The sequence below is a fragment of the Mumia zhuanghuii genome, from assembly GCF_042681565.1.
GTDB lineage: Bacteria > Actinomycetota > Actinomycetes > Propionibacteriales > Nocardioidaceae > Mumia.
On the sequence record NZ_JBHUFT010000001.1, the window covers coordinates 169,573 to 188,170 of the forward strand.

An 18,598-nucleotide genomic window follows, 5' to 3' on the forward strand; every position below is an offset into this window, starting at 1 on the left:
CGAGTGTCACACACATTTACATCGCGCGGAGACAAATTCGTGGAGCCGCTCGCAGCATGGCCGCTTCGCCACACCGAGGCGGCCGAACGGCGCTCCGGTAGCCTCGTGGCCGTGTCCCTCACCGTCCGTACGATCAGCAGCGCCGACCACCTGGCGTACCTGACCTCCCTCCCCTCCGCGAGCTTCCTCCAGACCCCGGCGTGGGCGGCGGTGAAGCCGGAGTGGAGAGGCGAGTCGATCGGCTGGTTCGACGGGAGCGAGATCGTCGGTGCCGGCCTGGTGCTCTACCGCAAGCTGCCGAAGGTCGCGAAGTACCTCGCCTACCTGCCCGAGGGCCCCGTCATCGACTTCGCCTCGGCCGTCGAGGGTCCCGGAGGACTCGCCGCGTGGCTCGACCCGATGGTGAAGCACCTCACAGGCAAGGGCGCGTTCGGTGTCCGCATGGGCCCGCCGGTCGTCCTGCGGACGTGGGACGCGGCCACCGTCAAGAAGGCCGTCGCCGACCCGGCGCTGCGCACGCTCGGCGACGCCCCTGCGGCGACGGCCGACGGCCGTGCGATCGCCGTGACCCGCGAGCTGCACCGGATCGGGTGGCGCGAGCAGGTCAGCGAGGGCGGGTTCACCGCAGGCCAGCCCAAGTACAACTTCTGGCTCCCCCTCGCCGAGGCCGACGGCACTCCCCGTACGGAGGAGGCGGTGCTGCGCGGCATGAACCAGCTGTGGCGCCGCAACATCAAGAAGGCCGACAAGGCCGGCGTCGAGGTGACCCTCGGCGGCGCGGACGACCTGGCGGCGTTCCACGCGATCTACTCCGAGACCGCCGTGCGCGACCACTTCACGCCGCGGCCGCTGTCGTACTTCCAGACGATGTGGGACGCGCTCAACGGCGAGGACCCCGACCGGATGCGTCTCTACCTCGCCCACCACGAGGGTGACCTCGTCGCCGCGACGACGCTCGTCCGGGTCGGGCAGCACGCCTGGTACTCGTACGGCGCCTCGACCACCGCCAAGCGGGAGGTCCGTGGGTCCAACGCGATCCAGTGGCAGATGATCCGCGACGCGATGGCCGATGGGTGCACCGTGTACGACATGCGCGGCATCACCGACACGCTCGACCCCGAGGACAGCCACGTCGGGCTCATCCAGTTCAAGGTCGGCACCGGCGGTCAGGCCGTCGAGTACGCCGGCGAGTGGGACCTCCCCGTCAACCGCCTGCTCTATCTGGCGTTCCAGCAGTACATGAAGCGGCGTTGACCCACACGACGCGAGGAAGGCTGACCATGACTCTCACGCTCCACGTCGACGGCGAACGCTGGCGAGCGCACCTGCGCGGCACCGCTGAGCTGTACGAAGGCATCGTCCCGGTGATCAAGGGCAACGGGTACGGGTTCGGCAACCGGACCCTCGCGCGCCGTGCGGACTGGCTCGAGGTCGACACGGTCGCCGTCGGGACGTACGCCGAGCTGATGGACGTCCTCCCGCGCTTCGGGGGCGACATCCACGTGCTCACACCGTGGCGCCCGTTCTGGTCCGACACGGTGCGCTCCGAGCGGATGTACGACCCGCGCGTCGTCCACACGGTCAGCCGCATCGAAGACCTGGCGCTGCTGCGCGACGAGGCGCCGGAGGGCACGCGGATCGTCCTCGAGGGCGAGACGGCGATGGCGCGTCACGGCGTCGACCGGCACGCACTCACCGCGGCTGCCGACGCGCTCGGACGCCTGCGGCTGATCGGCTTCTCGATCCACCTCCCGCTCTCCGAGGACAATCTCGCCGAGGCCGACCGGTGGGCGGCGGCGTTCGAGGCGTCGAAGCTCGCACCGGCAGTCTCCGGGACCCCGCTGTTCACCGTCTCGCACCTGTCCGACCGCGAGGTGCGCGAGCTGGCCGAGCGCCGGCCGGGCCTGTCCGTACGGCCCCGCGTCGGCACCGCGCTGTGGCTCGGCGACCGGGGTGCGTTCCGGGTCACCGGCCTCGTCCTCGACTCCCACGTCGTCGAGCGGGGCGAGCGGATCGGCTACCGCCAGCGCCCGCTCCCGGCCGGAGGCACGGTGCTCGTCGTGTCCGGCGGCACCTCGCACGGCATCGGGCTCGAGGCGCCGACGGCGGCCACGACGCTCAAGCAGCGCGCCACGTCCGTCGCGAAAGGCGGGCTCGGCGCTGCGGGGCTCGCGCTGTCGCCGTTCGTCGTGGGCGGCAAGCAACGCTGGTTCGTCGAGCCGCCGCACATGCAGGCGAGCATGATCCTGCTCCCCTCCGGCGTCGCGGTGCCGGAGGTCGGCGAAGAGGTCGAGCTCGAGGTGCGCATGACGACCACGACCTTCGACGCCGTCGACCTGCCCTAGCGGTCTTGCAGTTTGGGTCAGGCGGTGGCGAAGAAGGTGCGGATGTCCGCCACCAGCTCCTGCGGCTTTTCGAGCATGGCGTAGTGCCCGCCCTCGGGGAACTCGCTCCAGTGCACGATGTTGTCGTTGTCGCGATCGGCGAACGCCCGGATCGTCTTGAAGTCGTCCGCGAAGACCGCGACCCCCGTACGAGAGTGGTTGACCTCGGGCTTCGCATCGCGGTGCGCCTCTTCGTAGTGGTAGCGCCCGGCCGTCGCCGACGTGTTCGTCAGCCACTCGAGCGTGACCTCGGCGAGGATCTGGTCCGTCGTCAGGAGGCTCGTCCCGTCGCCGAACGACTGGAACAGCTCGTTCCACGCCAGCTGCCCGACCGGTGAGTCGGACACACCGACGGCGACGGTCTGCGGACGCGACGCGTTGATCGCGTTGTAGCCCCCGACCGACTGGAACCACTGCAGGTGCTCCAGCGCCGCGAACTCCTTCGGCCCGAACCCGTCCATCTCGCCGGGCGCACCGGTCGGGAACGAGAACAGCTGCATGACGTGCAGGCCAAGAAAGCCCTCGGGCTCCCTCAGGCCGAGCTCGCGCGACACCATCGCGCCGCCGTCGCTCCCGTGCGACCCGTACGACTCGTAGCCGAGCTGTCGCATCAGCGTGTCATAGGTCTGCGCGATCCGCGCCATCGTCCAGCCGCGATCGACGACTGGGGTGCTGAAGCCGAAGCCGGGCATGGACGGCACGACGACATCGAAGGCGTCCTCGGCGCGGCCGCCGTGGGCGACCGGGTCGACGAGGGGGTCGATCATCTCGATGAAGTCGTACACCGAGCCGGGGTAGGAGTGGGCGAGCAGGAGCGGGGTCGCGTTCTCCTCGTCCGAGCGGACGTGCAGGTAGTGGACCGTCTGCCCGTCGATCTCGGTGAGGAACTGGTCGTACGCGTTCAGCCGAGCCTCGACCTCGCGCCAGTCGAATCCTGTGCGCCAGTGCTCGATGACGTCGGCGAGGTAGGCGTTCGGGACGCCGTAGGTCCAGTCGTCGCCGGGGGCCGTTGCGGGGAGGCGCGTCCGGGCGAGCCGGTCGTCGAGGTCGTCCAGGTCGGCCTGGGCGACCTCGATGCGGAAGGGTCGGGTGCTGGTGTTCTCGTGTGTGCTCATGAAAGGACAGTACAAAGCATTCAGGTACGGATCGTTCCTCATCTATGGCATGATCGGGAGAATGTTGGAGACGTCCGCTCGCCTGCTCGCCCTGCTCGGACTGCTCCAGTCCCGCCCGGCATGGGCGGGCGCCGATCTCGCCGAACGGCTCGACGTCACCCCGCGCACCATCCGCAACGACGTCGACCGGCTGCGTGACCTCGGCTACCCGATCGACGGCGCACGCGGCCCTGCGGGCGGCTACCGGCTCGGGCCCGGCGCGAAGCTCCCGCCGCTGCTCCTCGACGACGCCGAGGCGGTGGCTGTCGCGATCGGGCTGCGCGCGGCCCACGGCATCACGGACATCGAGGAGAGCTCTGCGAGTGCGCTCGCCAAGCTCGAGCAGGTGCTCCCGCACCGCCTGCGCCGCCGGGTCGAGGCGATCACCGACACCGTGAGCGCAGGGCCGGTCAACACCGACAGCAACGTGGAGGACCCCAAGATCGCCCCGGAGACCCTCTCCCGCATCGCCGATGCGATCCGCGACGAGGAGCGGCTGCGGCTCACGTACGAGGGCGAGCGTCTCGACGTCGAGCCGTACCGGGTGATCACGTGGCAGCGGCGCTGGTACCTCGTCGCCCGTGAGGTGCGCACCGCGAGGTGGCGTGCCCTTCGGGTGGACTGGGCGGAGATCAGCGCGATGCCCCAGCCGCGCTTCGCGCCACGCCCGATGGCCGTCGACGACTACACGACGTTCGTGGTGCGCGAGATCGCGTCGGGCGGCTGGTCGGTGCACGCACGCATCACGGTGCTCGCACCCGCTGAGGAGGTGCGCTCCCGCATCAACGACGCGGTCGGGGTCGTCGAGGAGGTCGACGAGCACACCAGCGTGCTCGTCACCGGCGCCGACAGCATCGAGATCCTCGCCGTGTACGTCGGGATGCTCGGGCTGGACTTCCGGGTCGACTCACCGCCCGAGCTGATCGACCACGTTCGGCTGCTCGGACGCCGGTACGCCGCGGCCGGCGGCTGACCGCTGCATGCGCGCCGCGAGCCACACCGTCGCCACCACGTGCAGCGCGATCGCGACCACGTAGACCACGTCGGCGGTGTCCCCGGCGGGCTTCGTGACGTCGCCGAGGTGCCACCACGTCGCCACCACGAGGAACACCTCCGCTGCCTGCCACCACAGGAGGTCGCGCCACACCGGGTGCGCGAGCACCGCGAGGGGCAGCAGCCACAGGGCGTAGCCAGGTGCGTATGTCGTCCCCACGAGAAGCAGCGCCGCGAGCAGGACGAACGCGTAGCGCGCGGTCTGCGACACGTCACCCGAGCGTGCCGCATAGAGGAAGGTCACGGACACCGCGAACGCCCACAGCCCGATCACGATCGGGACGACGACCGTCGACGACACATCCACCCCGAGCTCGGCCAGCACCGCCCACAGCGACCCGACGCCGCCCTCATGGTCGAGCCACCGGCGTACGGGCTCGGTGACGGCGTCGCCCGCCGTCACCGCGAACGCCACCACACCACCGACGGCCACCGTGAGCGTCGCCGAGCCGAGCAGGCGTCCCGCGGCGGCACCGTGCCGGAGCAGCGCGGTGGCGCCGAGGACGAGCAGGACCACGACCGGCCACCACGCGGCGAGCACCGCGACGCCGAGCACCAGACCAGCCAGGCGCGCACGTCCCGCGGTCCAGGCCGCCAGCCCCCAGGCCACGAGGGCGACCCCGACGAGATCCCAGCCGACGCCGATGAGGAGCGCGATCAGCGGGGACGCGGCCAACGGCATCAGCGACGCGACCGGACGCGACCACGAGGGCCACGGCCGCGTGGCGTTCGTCGAGAGCGCGGAGCGGGCGAGCGCCACGAGTGCGAGAAGGAGGAGCAGGAGGCTCCCGACCGCGACCAGCCCGGTGTACGCGACGGCCTCGCGGCGCACCGAGCGGTCGCGCTCGACCTCCGTCGCGTCCCGTGCAGCGCGGGCGTCGACATCGGATCGCGCGAGGGTGTGCACCACCGCGGCCGTCGCGTGCTGCAGCGCCCCGACCGGCAGCGTGACCGCGTTGACGGGCCACCTGCCACCGGCCTCCGACCAGGGGGCGACCCGTTCGGCGAGCCCCGTGGTCGCGTACTCCTGCGGCAGCTCGCTCGCGCACAGCCGTGCGTACGAGGCTCCGCCCGCGACCGGCTTCGCACTGAACCACCGGCTCCCGGAGTCGACGGCGCACGGGCCCTTGGTGACGAGCCCGAGCGTCCCGACGAGCATCGCCGTCGCGAGCAGGATGCGGACCGGCGTCCACCACCGGCTGGGACGGGCCCGGCCCCCCGCCGGTCCCGCCATCGTCAGCCGCCCCAGCCGTTACCTGGGCCGTCGGTCTCCTCGGGCGGCTCCGGCTCGGTGGGCAGCGTGGGCTGCGTCGGACGCGTCGGACGCGTCGGATCCGGCTCTGTCGGCTCCGTCGGCAGCGTCGGCTGGGTGGGTGCCGGTCGGGTCGGACGCGTCGGGCGGCTCGGACGGTCCGGACGGTCCGGCTTCGGCTTCTTCGTCTCCTCGGTCGCTGTCGGCGTCGGGACGAACGTCTTGCCCTTGGTCGACTTGATGTTGGCCGGCGGCGGGAACTCGCCGCAGTCGCCGCCGTCGAGAACCTTGTCCATGAAGGTCTTGAAGGTCTTGGCGGGGTACTGGCCACCGTAGAACGTCGGCATGTAGCCGTTGAGGGCTTCGTTGCCGTTCTTGCCGCGGACGTACATGACGGCCGTCGACAGCTTGGGCGTGTAGCCGACGAACCACGAGCTCGAGACGTGCGCGCTGCCGACCTCCTTGCCGTCCTCGACCTTCTGGAACGTCGCGGTGCCGGTCTTGCCGGCGGTCGGGCACATCGTGCTCCCGTTGGTGCCGCTGCCCGAGCGCACGACGTCCTGGAGCGCCTTGGTCACGTCGGAGGCGACCGCCTTGGAGAACGCCTCCTTGGAGCGGACGGTGTGCTTGTGGAGGTCCTTGCCCTCACGGTCACGGACCCGCTCGATGACGTACCAGTCGTTCTGCTTGCCCTCGTTGGCGAAGGTCGCGTACGCGGCAGCCATGTCGACGTTGGGGACGGGCGCATAACCGAGGGAGACGACGGCGACGCTCGGGTCGTAGCGCTTGACCGCAGCCGCGGAGACGCCGGCTCGACGCGCGGCCTCGATGGTCTTGTCGCCGCCGTCGTCCATCACGTCGTACGTGAGGTCGACGAACGCGGTGTTGACCGACTCCTGCGTCGCGTACTCCAGGGAGACCGGCCCGAACGAGCGGCCACCGGAGTCGCCCTGGTTCTCGATCTCGGCGTCACCCTTGAGGCGCAGCGGCGACGAGCCGTTCAGCTGGGTCTTGAGGCCGTAGCCGTCGCTCAGCGCCGCGGCGACCGCGAACGGCTTGAAGGACGACCCGGGCTGCGAGCCGAGCATCGCCCAGTTGAGCTGGCTCTTGAGGTAGTTCGGTCCGCCGTACATCGCCCGCAGCGCCCCCGTCTCGGGGTCGACGGAGGACAGCGCGACGTTGAGCTCCTTGAGGCCCTCGGGCTTCATCTCCTTGACGGACTCGACCGCGGCCTTCTGGGCGTCGTAGTCGAACGTCGTGACGACCTTGAGCCCGCCGCCGTTGATCTGGGTGTCGTCGAAACCCTCCTTGCGCAGCTGCTGCTCGGTGAGGCGCAGAAGGAAGCCCCTGGTGCCGCCGAAGCGGTTGGACTGGCGTTGCTTCTGGACCTTGGGGAGCTTCGCGGAGTACTTCGCGTACTCCTCCTCAGTGATGTTGCCGGCCTTGCGCATCCCGTCGATGACATAGCTGTAGCGACCCATCAGACGGTCGTGGTCGTCCTCGTCGTACGGGTCGAACGCGCTCGGGTTGTTGATCACCGACGACAGCAGCGCAGCCTGCGGTGCGGTCAGCTTGGCGGCCTTCTGGCCGAAGTAGGTCTGTGACGCGGCCTCGACCCCGTACGCACCGTTGCCGAAGTAGATCGTGTTGAGGTAGCCCTCGAGGATCTCCTCCTTCGACATCTGGTTGTGGACCTTGATCGAGAGGATCGCCTCTTTGGCCTTGCGGCTCCAGGTGCGGTCCTGGGTGAGGTAGAGAACCTTCACGTACTGCTGCGTGATGGTCGATCCGCCGGACGTCGAGTTGGTGGTCGCGTTGTCGCGCAGGGCGCGGGCGATTCCCTTGAAGTCGAGGCCCTGGTTCGTGTAGAAGCTGCGATCCTCCGCCGCGACGACCGAGTCCTTGATCGTCTGCGGCATCTCGTCGAACGTGATCGACGTACGGTTCTGCGTCTGGAAGTCGCCGATCTTGTGCTTGCCGTCGGAGTAGTAGACCTTGGTGGTCTGCGTGAGGAACTCGGCGTTCGCGTCGGGGATGGACACCGCGCGGTACGCGAAGAACAGGCCGGCGATCCCGAGGACAAACATCACCACGCCGGTGATGAGTCCCCACTTGACGATGCGGCGCCAGAGCGGCTTGCGGGGCTTGCCTTCTTCGGCGGACCGGCCGCCGTTGCCGGGCTTGGGGGCCGTGCGGGATCGAGAGCCGGCCCGTGAGGCGGGCTGGGCCTTCCTCGAGCGCGGGTTCACGGGTCCGCCGTGCGACTGGTTCGCCACGCGTCGTACTCCTCTGGATTGCTGCCGGGGGGATGCCGCCCTTCACAGGGCAGGCCACAGGCGTGCCGGAGCACGGCCCATCGAGCAAGTGTGCCCAACTTCGAGGTTGAACCAAAACCCCCGCGCCACGGACCCGGTGTCACGAGCACGCATTGACATCTGGTTCGATGTATCGCAACGATATATCCAATCGGCAGTCGAGACCGGCTGCCGAGGAGGAATGCGAAGGGGGTCGTCGTGGCCAGGCGCGGTGCTGCACTCGAGTTCGCCGTACTCGGGCTGCTCCATGACACCCCAATGCACGGGTACGAGCTGCGCAAGGAGCTCAACGCCCTGCTCGGGTGGTCTCGGGTGCTGTCCTACGGCACGCTCTACCCGTGCCTGAAGGTGCTCGGCAAGAAGGGCTACATCGTGGCCGACGACCCTGCCGAGACGGCCGTGGCAGCACGGGGACGGCGGGGAAAGATCGTCTATCGGCTCACCGCCGAGGGCAAGGAGCACTTCAGCGACCTGCTGTCGGCGTCGGGCCCCTCGTCGTGGGAGGACGAGACCTTCGGCATCCACTTCGCCTTCTTCTCGCGCACCGATTCCCGTACCCGTGTGCGCATCCTCGAGGGACGAAGGAGTCGCCTCGAGGAGCGGCTCGAACGTGTGCGCAGCACGGCACAGCGCAATCGTGAACGGCTCGACGCCTACACGTTGGAGCTGCAGCGCCACGGCCTTGAGTCGGTCGAGCGCGAGGTGCGCTGGCTGACCGGTCTGATCGACGCGGAGCGCTCCGGCAAGCAGCCGGGCGGATCGTGGGACCAGACGAGATCGAAGACATCGCCGCCGGACAACGGTGGCTAGGACGAGAGAGCGGGGCCAGCGGCCCCCGAGGAGGAGGACCCCATGGGTTCGGTACGCGTAGCGATCGTGGGCGTCGGCAACTGTGCCACGTCGCTCATCCAGGGCGTCGAGTACTACAAGGACGCTGATCCTGAGGGCACCGTTCCTGGCCTCATGCACGTCCAGTTCGGTGAGTACCACGTCAAGGACGTCGAGTTCGTCGCAGCGTTCGACGTCGATGCCAAGAAGGTCGGGTTCGACCTCGCCGAGGCGACGCAGGCCAGCGAGAACAACACCATCAAGATCGCCGACGTCCCGCCGACCGGTGTGACCGTGCAGCGCGGCCACACCCTCGACGGGCTCGGCAAGTACTACCTCGAGACCATCGAGCAGTCCGACGCCGAGCCGGTCGACGTGGTGCAGGTGCTCAAGGACACGAAGGCAGACGTCCTCGTGTCGTACCTGCCGGTGGGCTCGGACGCCGCCGACAAGTTCTACGCGCAGTGCGCGATCGACGCGGGCGTCGCCTTCGTCAACGCCCTGCCGGTGTTCATCGCCTCCGACCCCGAGTGGGCCAAGAAGTTCGAGGACGCGGGCGTCCCGATCATCGGCGACGACATCAAGAGCCAGGTCGGCGCGACCATCACCCACCGCGTGATGGCCAAGCTGTTCGAGGACCGCGGCGTGACGCTGGACCGGACGTACCAGCTCAACGTCGGCGGCAACATGGACTTCAAGAACATGCTCGAGCGTGATCGCCTGGAGTCCAAGAAGATCTCGAAGACGCAGGCCGTCACCTCGAACCTCAACGGTCCGCTCGCCGGCAAGATCGACGACAAGAACGTCCACATCGGCCCGTCGGACTACGTCCAGTGGCTCGACGACCGCAAGTGGGCGTACGTCCGTCTCGAGGGTCGCGCGTTCGGTGACGTCCCCCTGAGCCTCGAGTACAAGCTCGAGGTCTGGGACTCCCCGAACTCCGCCGGCATCATCATCGACGCGATCCGTGCGGCCAAGATCGCCAAGGATCGCGGCATCGGCGGCGCGCTGATCTCGGCCTCGTCGTACCTGATGAAGTCCCCGCCGGTGCAGCGTCCGGACGATCTCGGGCGTGCCAAGCTCGAGGCGTTCATCGCCGGCACCGAAGAGCGCTGACACCACGCTGGTTGAGCCTGTCGAAACCACGCCCAACGGCGCGGATCCCTGGTCGGGTCCGCGCCGTTCGGCGTTCCCGGTGCCGCTGAGATAGTGAGCGCGTGCGCACCAGCCTGTGGACCCGCGGCTTCGTCCGGCTCCTCGGCGTCCGCGTGGCGAGCCAGGCTGGCGACGGTCTGTTCCAGGCGGGTCTCGCGTGGCTGGTGCTGCTGTCACCCGAGGCACAGCGCTCGTCGGGACGGTTCGTGCTCGTGCTCGCGATTGTGCTGCTGCCGTTCAGCGTGCTCGCCCCGTTCGTCTCGCTGGTGCTCGACCGGTGGCTGCGCCGCAGCATCCTGGTCACCGCCCAGGCCGTACGGGCCGGGGTCGTTGCCTCTGTCGCCCTCGTTGCGTGGCTGTCGGCCGAGCGTGCCGACTGGCCCGTGTACGTCCTGGTCCTCGTCGCGCTCGGGTTCGCCCGGCTGCTGCTCGCCTGCCTGTCGGCGAGCGTCCCGCACGTGGTGGCGCAGGACCGCCTCGTCGACGCCAACACCGTCGGCCCGACGCTCGGGGCGACGGCGCACGCGACCGGGCTCGGCGCCGGGGCGCTGCTGCTCGCGCTCGGCGCCGGCTCGCCCGTCGTCCTCGTCGCGAGCACGCTGCTGACGGTCACGGCGTCGCTCCTCGCCAGGGGGTTCGGTCGGGCCGCGCTCGGCCCGGACGCCGGCAGCCGTCCGCCGCGCCCCGGTGACGTGCTGCGTGACCTCGCCGATGCCCTCGCCCACCTGTGGAGCCGCCGCCGCGCGAGCGCCGCACTGCTCACGTTCGGCGCACTGCGGGTCGCGTACGGCGGGTTCACCCTGCTGGCCTTCGCGGCGACGGCGGGGCGAGGTGACGACGCGGAGGCTGCGGTGGCGGCGGCCGGTGTCGCGGCAGGGTTCGCGCTGGGTGCCGTCAGCACCCCGTGGCTCGCGCACCGGCTCGGGATCGGTCGCTGGACCGTCGTCGCGGGAGCGGTCGGGCTCACCCTGCTCACGGCGCCCCCGCTGGTCGGGGGCGGGACGGTCACGGCGTGGTTCGTGCAGGCGTTCGCGTTCGGGCTCGTCCACCAGGTGTGGAAGATCCGTACCGACACGGTGGTGCAGCGCGAGGTCGACGAGCAGTACCTCGGCCGCGTCTTCGTGCTCTACGACGTCCTCAACAACATCACGTACGTCGCCGGTGCCGCCCTGGCAGCGCTGCTCGTGGCGTGAACCGCGGTCAGGACACGCGGTCGCCGGACGCGACGTACTCCCAGTGCCACGGCTCCGGTCGTGAGCCGCCGGGGCGCGCCCAGTACGGGATGTCCCAGCCGAACGCCGAGGCGTGGGCATCCATCCACGCCCATGCCGCCGTCCCAGCCTGGCCGTCGCTGTTCGTGCAGAGGTCGAGCGCGAGGCCGAGACCGTGGTTGCTGGTGCCCGGCGGTGCGACCATGCCCGGGTTCGAGGCGTGCATCTTGGCCTGCTGCGCATAGCTGCGGTAGCCGTTGTTCACACACGGATAGCGTCCGTGCGCCTCCTTGAAGGCCTCCTGCAGGCTCGCCCAGGCCTCGGCGGCGTCAGCACGCAGCTCGGTGCCGGACGGCGGCACCGTGCACAGCGCCGAGGCTGGCAGGCGGCCGTTCGGGCCCGAGGGCTGCGATCCGGTGGACGCGCAGGAGGTGAGGATCAGCATCCGCTCGGCGACCGCACGACCGGCCTCGCTCATCCCCCGGCTGCTGCGGACCTCGGCGGCCTCGTGCGAGGCGCGCTTGTCGACCTCCTGCGCGATCGCGCGCGCGACGGCGGCCTCGTGGGCAGCGCGCTCCCGCTCGTCCAGGACGTAGCGCACGGCAGGGACGGCCATCGCGACCACGAGAACGAGGACGGCGAGGCGTCGCACGCGGCGGAACCGAGGCCGGCGCGGGCCCGGGCTTTCGCCCCGTCCAGCGCCCCGTCCAGCGCCCCGTCCGGCGCCCCGCCTCCTGGTCTGCGCACGCCGCCCACCCGCCGCCGTCGCAGCGCGGGACGAGCGCTCAGGGCGGGTGGGCGGGTCCTCCGACGCGGGCAGGTCGGCATCCGTGCCGGCGTGCGGGGTCGCAGGCTCGGCACGGCTCGGAGCAGCATGCCGTCCGGCCACCGTGGTCCTCTCGCGCGTCCCCCGCGGACGCCAGACTAGCGACGCGCGGCCCGCGATGCCATGGTCATGACGTGGACGGACGAACGCTGCGCAACGTGACCTGGACCGGTGCCGAGGACGACCCCGAGCGGGTGGAGGCGGCGACCCTTGCGCTCGACGACCGGACCCTGATCGCCCGAGGCACCTCGCGCGCGTCGTCGTACGTCGCCGCGTGGTCGCTCGTCACCGGCGACGACTGGGTGACGCGCCGACTCGACGTCAGCGTCCACGGAACCGGCTGGTCGCGCCGCCTCGCCCTCGTCCGTGACGGCGACGCGTGGACCGGCCTCGCGGAGCAGCACGGCGACGGCGGTCCCGCCGAGGCGCCCGGACTCGCCGACCCGGAGTCTGTGGCCGGAGCGCTCGACTGCGACATCGCGCTGTGCCCGGTCACGAACACGATGCCGATCCTGCGCCACAGCCTCGTGACCGCACCGCCCGGACCCGAGATCGCGCACGTGATGGCGTGGGTCGACCTGCCGTCGCTCGCGGTGATCCGCAGCGAGCAGCGCTACGGGACGGTCGCCCCGTACGACGAGGAGGCCGGCCACGCGGTCGTACGGTACGCGAGCGCGAGCCGTGACTTCGTCGGCGACCTCACCGTGGACCGCGACGGCGTCGTCGTCGACTACCCGCAGCTGGCGTACCGGGCGACGCTCAGCTGACGCCGCCCTCGCGGGCGGCCCACCACGCGAGGAGCGCCTCGCGTGCCGCGTCCTCGCCGAGGGGGCCGCGGTCCAGACGGAGGTCCATGAGGAACCGGTACGCCTCGCCGACCACCTTGCCCGGTCCGACGCCGAGGATCCCCATGATCTGGTTGCCATCGAGGTCGGGGCGGATCTTGTCGAGCTCCTCGGCCTCCGCGAGCACGGCGATGCGCTGCTCCAGGTCGTCGTAGGTGCGCTGGAGCCGCTCGGCCTTGCGGCGGTTGCGCGTGGTCGAGTCGGCGCGGGTGAGCACGTGGAGCCGCTCGAGCTGGTCTCCGGCGTCGCGGACATACCGCCGCACCGCGGAGTCCGTCCACTCACCGGTGCCGTACCCGTGGAATCGCAGGTGCAGCTCGACGAGCGTGGTGACCTCGTCGACGACCTCGTTGGAGTAGCGCAGCTCGCGCAGCCGTTTGCGGGCGAGCTTGGCCCCGACGACGTCGTGGTGATGGAAGGTGACCGAGCCGTCGTCGGCGAAGCGGCGTGTCTTGGGCTTGCCGATGTCGTGCAGCAGCGCCGCGAGCCGGGCCACCAGGTCCGGCCCGCCGCCGGGGAGCCGCTCCTCGAGCGCGATCGCCTGCTCGAGGACCGTCAACGAGTGGTCGTACACGTCCTTGTGGCGGTGGTGCTCGTCGCGCTCGAGACGCAGCGCGGGGAGCTCGGGGAGCACGTACTCGGCGATGCCCGTGTCGACGAGCAGCGTGAGGCCGTCGCGCGGGTGGTCGGCGAGCAGCGTCTTGTTGAGCTCGTCGCGCACGCGCTCGGCCGACACGATGGTGATCCGCTCGGCCATCGCCGTCATCGCCGCCACGACCTCCTCGACCGGGGTGAAGCCGAGCTGCGCGACGAAGCGCGCGGCCCGCATCATGCGCAGCGGATCGTCGTCGAACGACTGGGTCGGCGACACCGGCGTCCGGAGGAGCCGCGCGTCGAGGTCGGCGAGGCCGCCGAAGGGATCGACGAACGTCCCGGACTCGAGGAGGTACGCCATCGCGTTCACCGTGAAGTCGCGTCGCGAGAGGTCGCCCTCCAGGGAGTCACCGTACGAGACGTGCGGCTTGCGTGAGGAGATGTCGTACTCCTCACTGCGGTAGGTCGTGACCTCGATCTGGAGGTCGCCCTTGCGCGCGGCGATGGTGCCGTACTCACGGCCGACGTCCCACGTCGCGTCGGCCCACCCGTCGAGAATGCGCTCGGTGTCGTCAGGGCGAGCAGAGGTCGTGACGTCCCAGTCCTGGGTCGGCCGCCCGAGGACGGCGTCACGCACAGGGCCGCCGACCAGGGCCAACGTGTGACCGGCCTCACTGAAGCGGCGGGCCAGCTCGAGGACCTCGGGGGCCGCGACGAGACGGTCGGTGAGTGCTGCCCCGGGATCGTGCAGCGCGGGGGAAGGGGAGGCTGTGGCCATGACCCGCCATTCTACGGTGCGGCCTTGACAGTGGCTGGGTCCGCCGATTCGACCGGTCGCTCTAGCATTGCCCCGATGACACGCGCCGAAGCTTGCTCCTCCCGTCCCGCGCACCGCGGCGCCGTACGGGGGCTGCTGGCGACCGCGCTGATCGCCGTGCTCGCAGCGCTGCTCCCGACCGCCACGGTCGTCGCCCCCGCCCGCGCCGCCGATGCCGACCGGCTCGCCGTCACGATCGACGCGCTTTCTCCGGCCACGCTGTCGGAGGGCGACACGCTGACGATCAGCGGGCGGATCACGAACCCGTCGTCGAAGGCCTGGAGCCGGCTGCGCGTGCACCTCGTGATGCCGTCGGTGCCGCTCGACGATGCGGCCGACCTCGACGAGGCGCTCGGACACCCGTCGGCCGAGGTCACCGGCACCCGCCACACGAGCGGTGGCGCGGTCGTCGCGGCCGGTGACCTGGCTCCGGGCGACACCACCACCTTCCAGCTCCAGGTGCCGTACGCCGAGCTGCGAGTGACCTCCGAGGGCGTCTATCCGGTGGGGGTGCACGTGCTCGCCACCGGCCCGGACGGCACCCGGTCACCGGACGCCGTCGGTCGGTCCTACACGAGCATCCCGTTCGTCGGCGACGCGGCTGCGGCGGCCGCGCGGGTGTCGATGGTGTGGCCGTTCATTGCGCCCGTTCAGCGCGACGAGCGCAACCGGTACGTCGACACCGCCGGGCTGGTCCAGTCGGTCTCCCCCGGTGGCAGGCTGCGGCGCCTGCTCGACCTGGCACGCTCGGACGACTCGTCCCCGTCGACGGTGCTGCTCGACCCCGCGCTGCTCGACGCCCTGCGGGACATCGCCGCCGACTCGTACGGCCCGAACCGTCAGGGCGGGCCCGGCGGGACGGCGCTGTACGTCCCCGAAGGCGAGCCGACGCCGTCCCCCGACGCCGACGCGCCGGAGCAGGCCGATCCCGAAGCGCAGCCGGAGACCAGCGGCGCGCGGCAGCGTGTGGCAACGTTCCTCACGGACCTGGTGTCGTACGCCCAGCGCCACCCCGTATGGGCGGTTCCGTACGGCCGGCCCGACTCGTTCGCGATCACCCGGCGCAGCGCGGGCGAGTCCGGCGCGACCGTCGTCGAGGCGGCCACGACGGCGACACAGGCAACGCTTGCGCAGTTCGGGATCACGGCGCGCACGGTCTCCTGGCCGCCCAACGGCATCAGCAACGCCAGCCGGCTCGCAGGCTCCCGACAGCTCGGCACGGAGCTGGCGATTCTCTCCCCCGAGGTCCTCCCCGGCTGGACGCCTGACGACGGCACGGCGCTGCGCGCAGAGGTCGGTGGCGCGCCGATGGACGTCGTCGTCGTCGACCCGGGACTCCAGGCCGTGTCGTCGGCCACCAACCCGACGCTCGCCCTGCGGCAGCGGATCGCCTCACGCGCGGCACTCGGCGCGCTGGGCGACAGCTCGCGGCGGATCGTCGTCCTCCCGTCCGCGTCGTTCGACCCGGGCAGCGAGTGGGCGCGTGCGCAGTTCCACGACGTGTTCGACGCGGCGTGGATACGCCCCGTGGCCGCCGACGCGCTGCTCGGCTCGGGCAGCCGTCGGTGGACGGGCCGCATCGCGTTGCCCCCGCGCACCAACCAACGCCCGATCACCGAGGAGCAGGTCGCCGCGGCGGCACGCATCGTCGACAGCGGGAGCGTGGTGAGCGAGCTCCTCGGCGACGACGTCGGGCGTGACGTCTTCTACGCCCAGAGCGCGTCGCTGGCGGTCTCCCAAGACTGGCGCGGCGCTCGTACGCGTGGTGTCCAGCACGCCGAGGCGCAGGCTGCGTCGGTCGAGCGGGTCCTCGATCGGGTGAGCGTCTCGGCGTCCTCGTTCGTCACCCTCTCGGGCTCCTCAGGTCGTTTCCCGATCACGATCACCAACAGCCTGTCGTCACCGGTCACCGTCGGTGTGCGCTTCACCTCCGACGACGCGAGCGCCCGGATCGAGGACATCGCTCCGCAGCAGATCTCGGCAGGCCAGAGCGTCACGATCACCGTCTCGGCCGACGTGGGGCAGGCGACGACGACCACGTTCACGGCCGCACTGGTGACGTCCGGCGGCAGCGAGCTGAGCGAGCCGGCCCGCTTCACGGTCCGCTCGAGCGTGGTCGGTCGGGTGATCTGGTTCTTCTTCGGCCTCGCCATGCTGCTGGTCGTCATCGCTGTCGTTCGCCGGGTCGTCAAGGGGCGCAAGGTCGAGACGCTCCATGACGAGACCGAGGGCGAGCTCGAGGGTGACGCCGAGCCCGATCCGACAGTCGAGCCCGCGAGCAGCACTGAGCCGGCCCGGTCGGAGCAGGAGACAGACGCATGAGCAAGCACAGGCTCTCGCGCCGCGACCGGAGGTCGGGCAGGCCCGCACCCACGCCGGCGCAGACGGCCACCGCCGAGGATGCGCCGTTCCTGGCCGCTGAGGCCGACGCGGTCCAGGAGGTGACCCAGACCAGCGAGGCCGTCGCGGAGGCGGAACGTCGCACCTCGACGGGCCTGCTCTCGGCGAGCGTCCTCATGGCCGCCGGGACCATCGTGTCTCGCTTGTCCGGGTTCGTCCGATCGGCACTCATCTTCGCGGCGATCGGCAGCAGCCTGAACGCCGACATCTTCACCGGTGCCAACACGATCCCCAACGCCCTCTACATCCTGCTCGCCGGCGGCATCTTCAACGTCGTCCTCGTCCCGCAGCTCGTGCGGGCGATGAAGAACGACGCCGACGGCGGAGAGGCGTACGCCCAGCGCATCATCACGCTCGGCCTCCTCGTCCTCGGGATCGCCACGGTGGTCCTGGTCGTGTTCGCGCCGTTGCTGGTCCGGCTCGTCTTCGACGGCATGCTGTTCGACCCGGGCAACGAGGGCGCGCTCGCCTCGGCGTACACGCTGATGCGCTACTGCCTCCCGCAGATCTTCTTCTACGGCGCATTCGTGCTGGTCGGCCAGATTCTCAACTCGCGTGGTCGCTTCGGGCCGATGATGTGGGCGCCGATCGCCAACAACGTCATCTCGTGCGCGGTCCTCGGGACCTACCTCGTCGTGTACGGCGGGAGCAACGGCTCCGACGGGTTCACCAGTGGGCAGGAGCTGATGCTCGGTGTCGGGTCGACGGTCGGCATCGCCGTCCAGGCCCTGATCCTCCTCCCGTACCTGAAGGCAGCCGGCTTCCACTACCGGCCGCGGTTCGACTTCCGCGGTGTCGGGCTCGGCCACACTCTCAAGCTCGGCGCGTGGACGCTGGCGTTCATCCTGGTCAACCAGGTGATGTTCGTCGTCGTCACCCGCATCGGCTCGAGCGCGGGCCTGCTCGCCGCGGCCAACGGCGACCCCGACCCGGCCGGCACCACGGTGTACTCGAGCGCGTTCCTCATCACCCAGGTCCCGCACGGGGTCATCACCGTGTCCCTCGTGACCGCGACGATGCCGCTGATCTCGCGGCTCGCTGCCGAGGCGGACTTCGTCCGGATGCGCGCAGAGATCCGCAACAACATCCGTCTCGTCCTGGCGCTGATCGCCCCGATCGCGGTCGCGGTGTTCGCGCTGTCGGGTCCGCTCGGCACCGTGGTGGCATCGTGGGGTGCGATGGCCGGCAACACCGAGACGGTGTCGGCCACGATCGCGGCGTTCGCTCCGGCGATCATCTTCTTCTCGTTGCACTACATGAGCCTGCGCGGCTTCTACGCCCTCGAGGACACCCGTACGCCGTTCTTCCTGCAGATCGTGCTCGCCGCTGTCAACATCGGGCTCGCGATCACGCTGGCGTCCCAGGTCGAGCCGAACGCGATCTCGGCCGTGCTCGCGCTCTCGTACGGAGCCGCCTACCTGGTCGGCTCTCTGCTCGCGATCTCGATGCTGTCGCGACGGATCGGGCCGGTCGTCGACTGGAGCGCCGTCGGGTTCGTCGTGCGTCTGGTCACCGCCTGCGTGCTCGCAGGGGCGGTGATCCTCGGCTCCGCCGCAATGCTCGCCGGCCCGCTGGGGCTGGACGGCGACGGCAAGCTCGACGCGCTGTTCGCGCTCGTGCTGTTCGGCGGGCTCGGCGCCGTGACCTATCTGGCGGCCGCGTCCCTGCTGCGGATCCGCGAGGTGACCTCGGTCGTGAGGACCGTTCTGCGTCGCTGACCACGCGGTGGTGCAAGCACGCGCCCCGACCTGGATAGCATGAGGC

Annotated in this window: 14 protein-coding genes; 9 read left to right on the top strand and 5 right to left on the bottom strand. The window is 70.6% G+C overall.

The features are described 5' to 3' along the window. Window positions 1-111 precede the first annotated feature (111 nt). Window positions 112-1,254, top strand: a complete 1,143-nt coding sequence (locus ACFSDF_RS00865) for a lipid II:glycine glycyltransferase FemX (protein ID WP_167000696.1) — start codon at window positions 112-114, stop codon at window positions 1,252-1,254. Between the two features lie 26 nt (window positions 1,255-1,280). After that, window positions 1,281-2,345 carry an alanine racemase gene (locus ACFSDF_RS00870; protein ID WP_167249627.1) on the top strand — a complete coding sequence of 355 codons (1,065 nt, stop codon included), beginning with the start codon at window positions 1,281-1,283 and terminating at the stop codon, window positions 2,343-2,345. A 17-nt stretch (window positions 2,346-2,362) separates the two neighbouring features. On the opposite strand, the gene ACFSDF_RS00875 is transcribed toward ACFSDF_RS00870, so the two are convergent. After that, on the bottom strand, window positions 2,363-3,499 hold the full coding sequence (locus tag ACFSDF_RS00875) for an epoxide hydrolase family protein (protein ID WP_167000700.1): 1,137 nt from the start codon (window positions 3,497-3,499) through the stop codon (window positions 2,363-2,365). Between the two features lie 61 nt (window positions 3,500-3,560). Here ACFSDF_RS00875 and ACFSDF_RS00880 point away from each other — a divergent pair, with 61 nt between their 5' ends. Beyond that, entirely contained in the window at window positions 3,561-4,511 is a 951-nt protein-coding gene (locus ACFSDF_RS00880; RefSeq protein WP_167000701.1) for a helix-turn-helix transcriptional regulator, read from the top strand. Here the strand turns inward: ACFSDF_RS00880 and ACFSDF_RS00885 are convergent. After that, window positions 4,446-5,825, bottom strand: coding sequence for a hypothetical protein (locus tag ACFSDF_RS00885; RefSeq protein WP_377155685.1), 1,380 nt, complete (start codon window positions 5,823-5,825; stop codon window positions 4,446-4,448). The genes ACFSDF_RS00880 and ACFSDF_RS00885 overlap by 66 nt on opposite strands. A gap of 2 nt (window positions 5,826-5,827) precedes the next feature. Next, window positions 5,828-8,119 (bottom strand): transglycosylase domain-containing protein, encoded by a 2,292-nt coding sequence (locus ACFSDF_RS00890; protein ID WP_377155687.1) that lies wholly within the window; start codon window positions 8,117-8,119, stop codon window positions 5,828-5,830. 237 nt (window positions 8,120-8,356) lie between these two features. On the opposite strand from ACFSDF_RS00890, the gene ACFSDF_RS00895 reads away from it, so the two are divergent. From ACFSDF_RS00895 to ACFSDF_RS00905, 3 genes are all read left to right on the top strand, one after another. Next, window positions 8,357-8,968, top strand: a complete 612-nt coding sequence (locus ACFSDF_RS00895; RefSeq protein WP_377155689.1) for a PadR family transcriptional regulator — start codon at window positions 8,357-8,359, stop codon at window positions 8,966-8,968. A gap of 42 nt (window positions 8,969-9,010) precedes the next feature. Next, window positions 9,011-10,102, top strand: coding sequence for an inositol-3-phosphate synthase (locus ACFSDF_RS00900; RefSeq protein WP_167000708.1), 1,092 nt, complete (start codon window positions 9,011-9,013; stop codon window positions 10,100-10,102). Between the two features lie 101 nt (window positions 10,103-10,203). Further along, complete coding sequence (locus ACFSDF_RS00905; protein ID WP_377155691.1) at window positions 10,204-11,334, top strand: MFS transporter; 1,131 nt, start codon at window positions 10,204-10,206, stop codon at window positions 11,332-11,334. Window positions 11,335-11,341: 7 nt separating this feature from the next. Here the strand turns inward: ACFSDF_RS00905 and ACFSDF_RS00910 are convergent, their stop codons facing one another. Further along, complete coding sequence (locus ACFSDF_RS00910; protein ID WP_167000712.1) at window positions 11,342-12,004, bottom strand: M15 family metallopeptidase; 663 nt, start codon at window positions 12,002-12,004, stop codon at window positions 11,342-11,344. A gap of 308 nt (window positions 12,005-12,312) precedes the next feature. Between ACFSDF_RS00910 and ACFSDF_RS00915 the strand changes: the two genes are divergently transcribed. Further along, a complete protein-coding gene (locus ACFSDF_RS00915) occupies window positions 12,313-12,945 on the top strand; it encodes a putative glycolipid-binding domain-containing protein (RefSeq protein ID WP_208322210.1) in 633 nt (210 codons plus the stop codon). On the opposite strand, the gene ACFSDF_RS00920 is transcribed toward ACFSDF_RS00915, so the two are convergent. Further along, a complete protein-coding gene (locus ACFSDF_RS00920; protein ID WP_167000714.1) occupies window positions 12,938-14,395 on the bottom strand; it encodes a CCA tRNA nucleotidyltransferase in 1,458 nt (485 codons plus the stop codon). The two genes, ACFSDF_RS00915 and ACFSDF_RS00920, sit on opposite strands and share 8 nt — an antisense overlap. Before the next feature lie 75 nt (window positions 14,396-14,470). Here ACFSDF_RS00920 and ACFSDF_RS00925 point away from each other — a divergent pair, with 75 nt between their 5' ends. Further along, window positions 14,471-16,756: a DUF6049 family protein gene (locus ACFSDF_RS00925; protein WP_377155695.1), complete on the top strand. Its 2,286-nt coding sequence runs from the start codon at window positions 14,471-14,473 to the stop codon at window positions 16,754-16,756. Continuing rightward, on the top strand, window positions 16,753-18,552 hold the full coding sequence (murJ, locus tag ACFSDF_RS00930) for a murein biosynthesis integral membrane protein MurJ (RefSeq protein WP_377155697.1): 1,800 nt from the start codon (window positions 16,753-16,755) through the stop codon (window positions 18,550-18,552). Before ACFSDF_RS00925 ends, murJ begins: the two co-directional genes overlap by 4 nt. The last annotated feature ends 46 nt before the right edge of the window (window positions 18,553-18,598 follow it).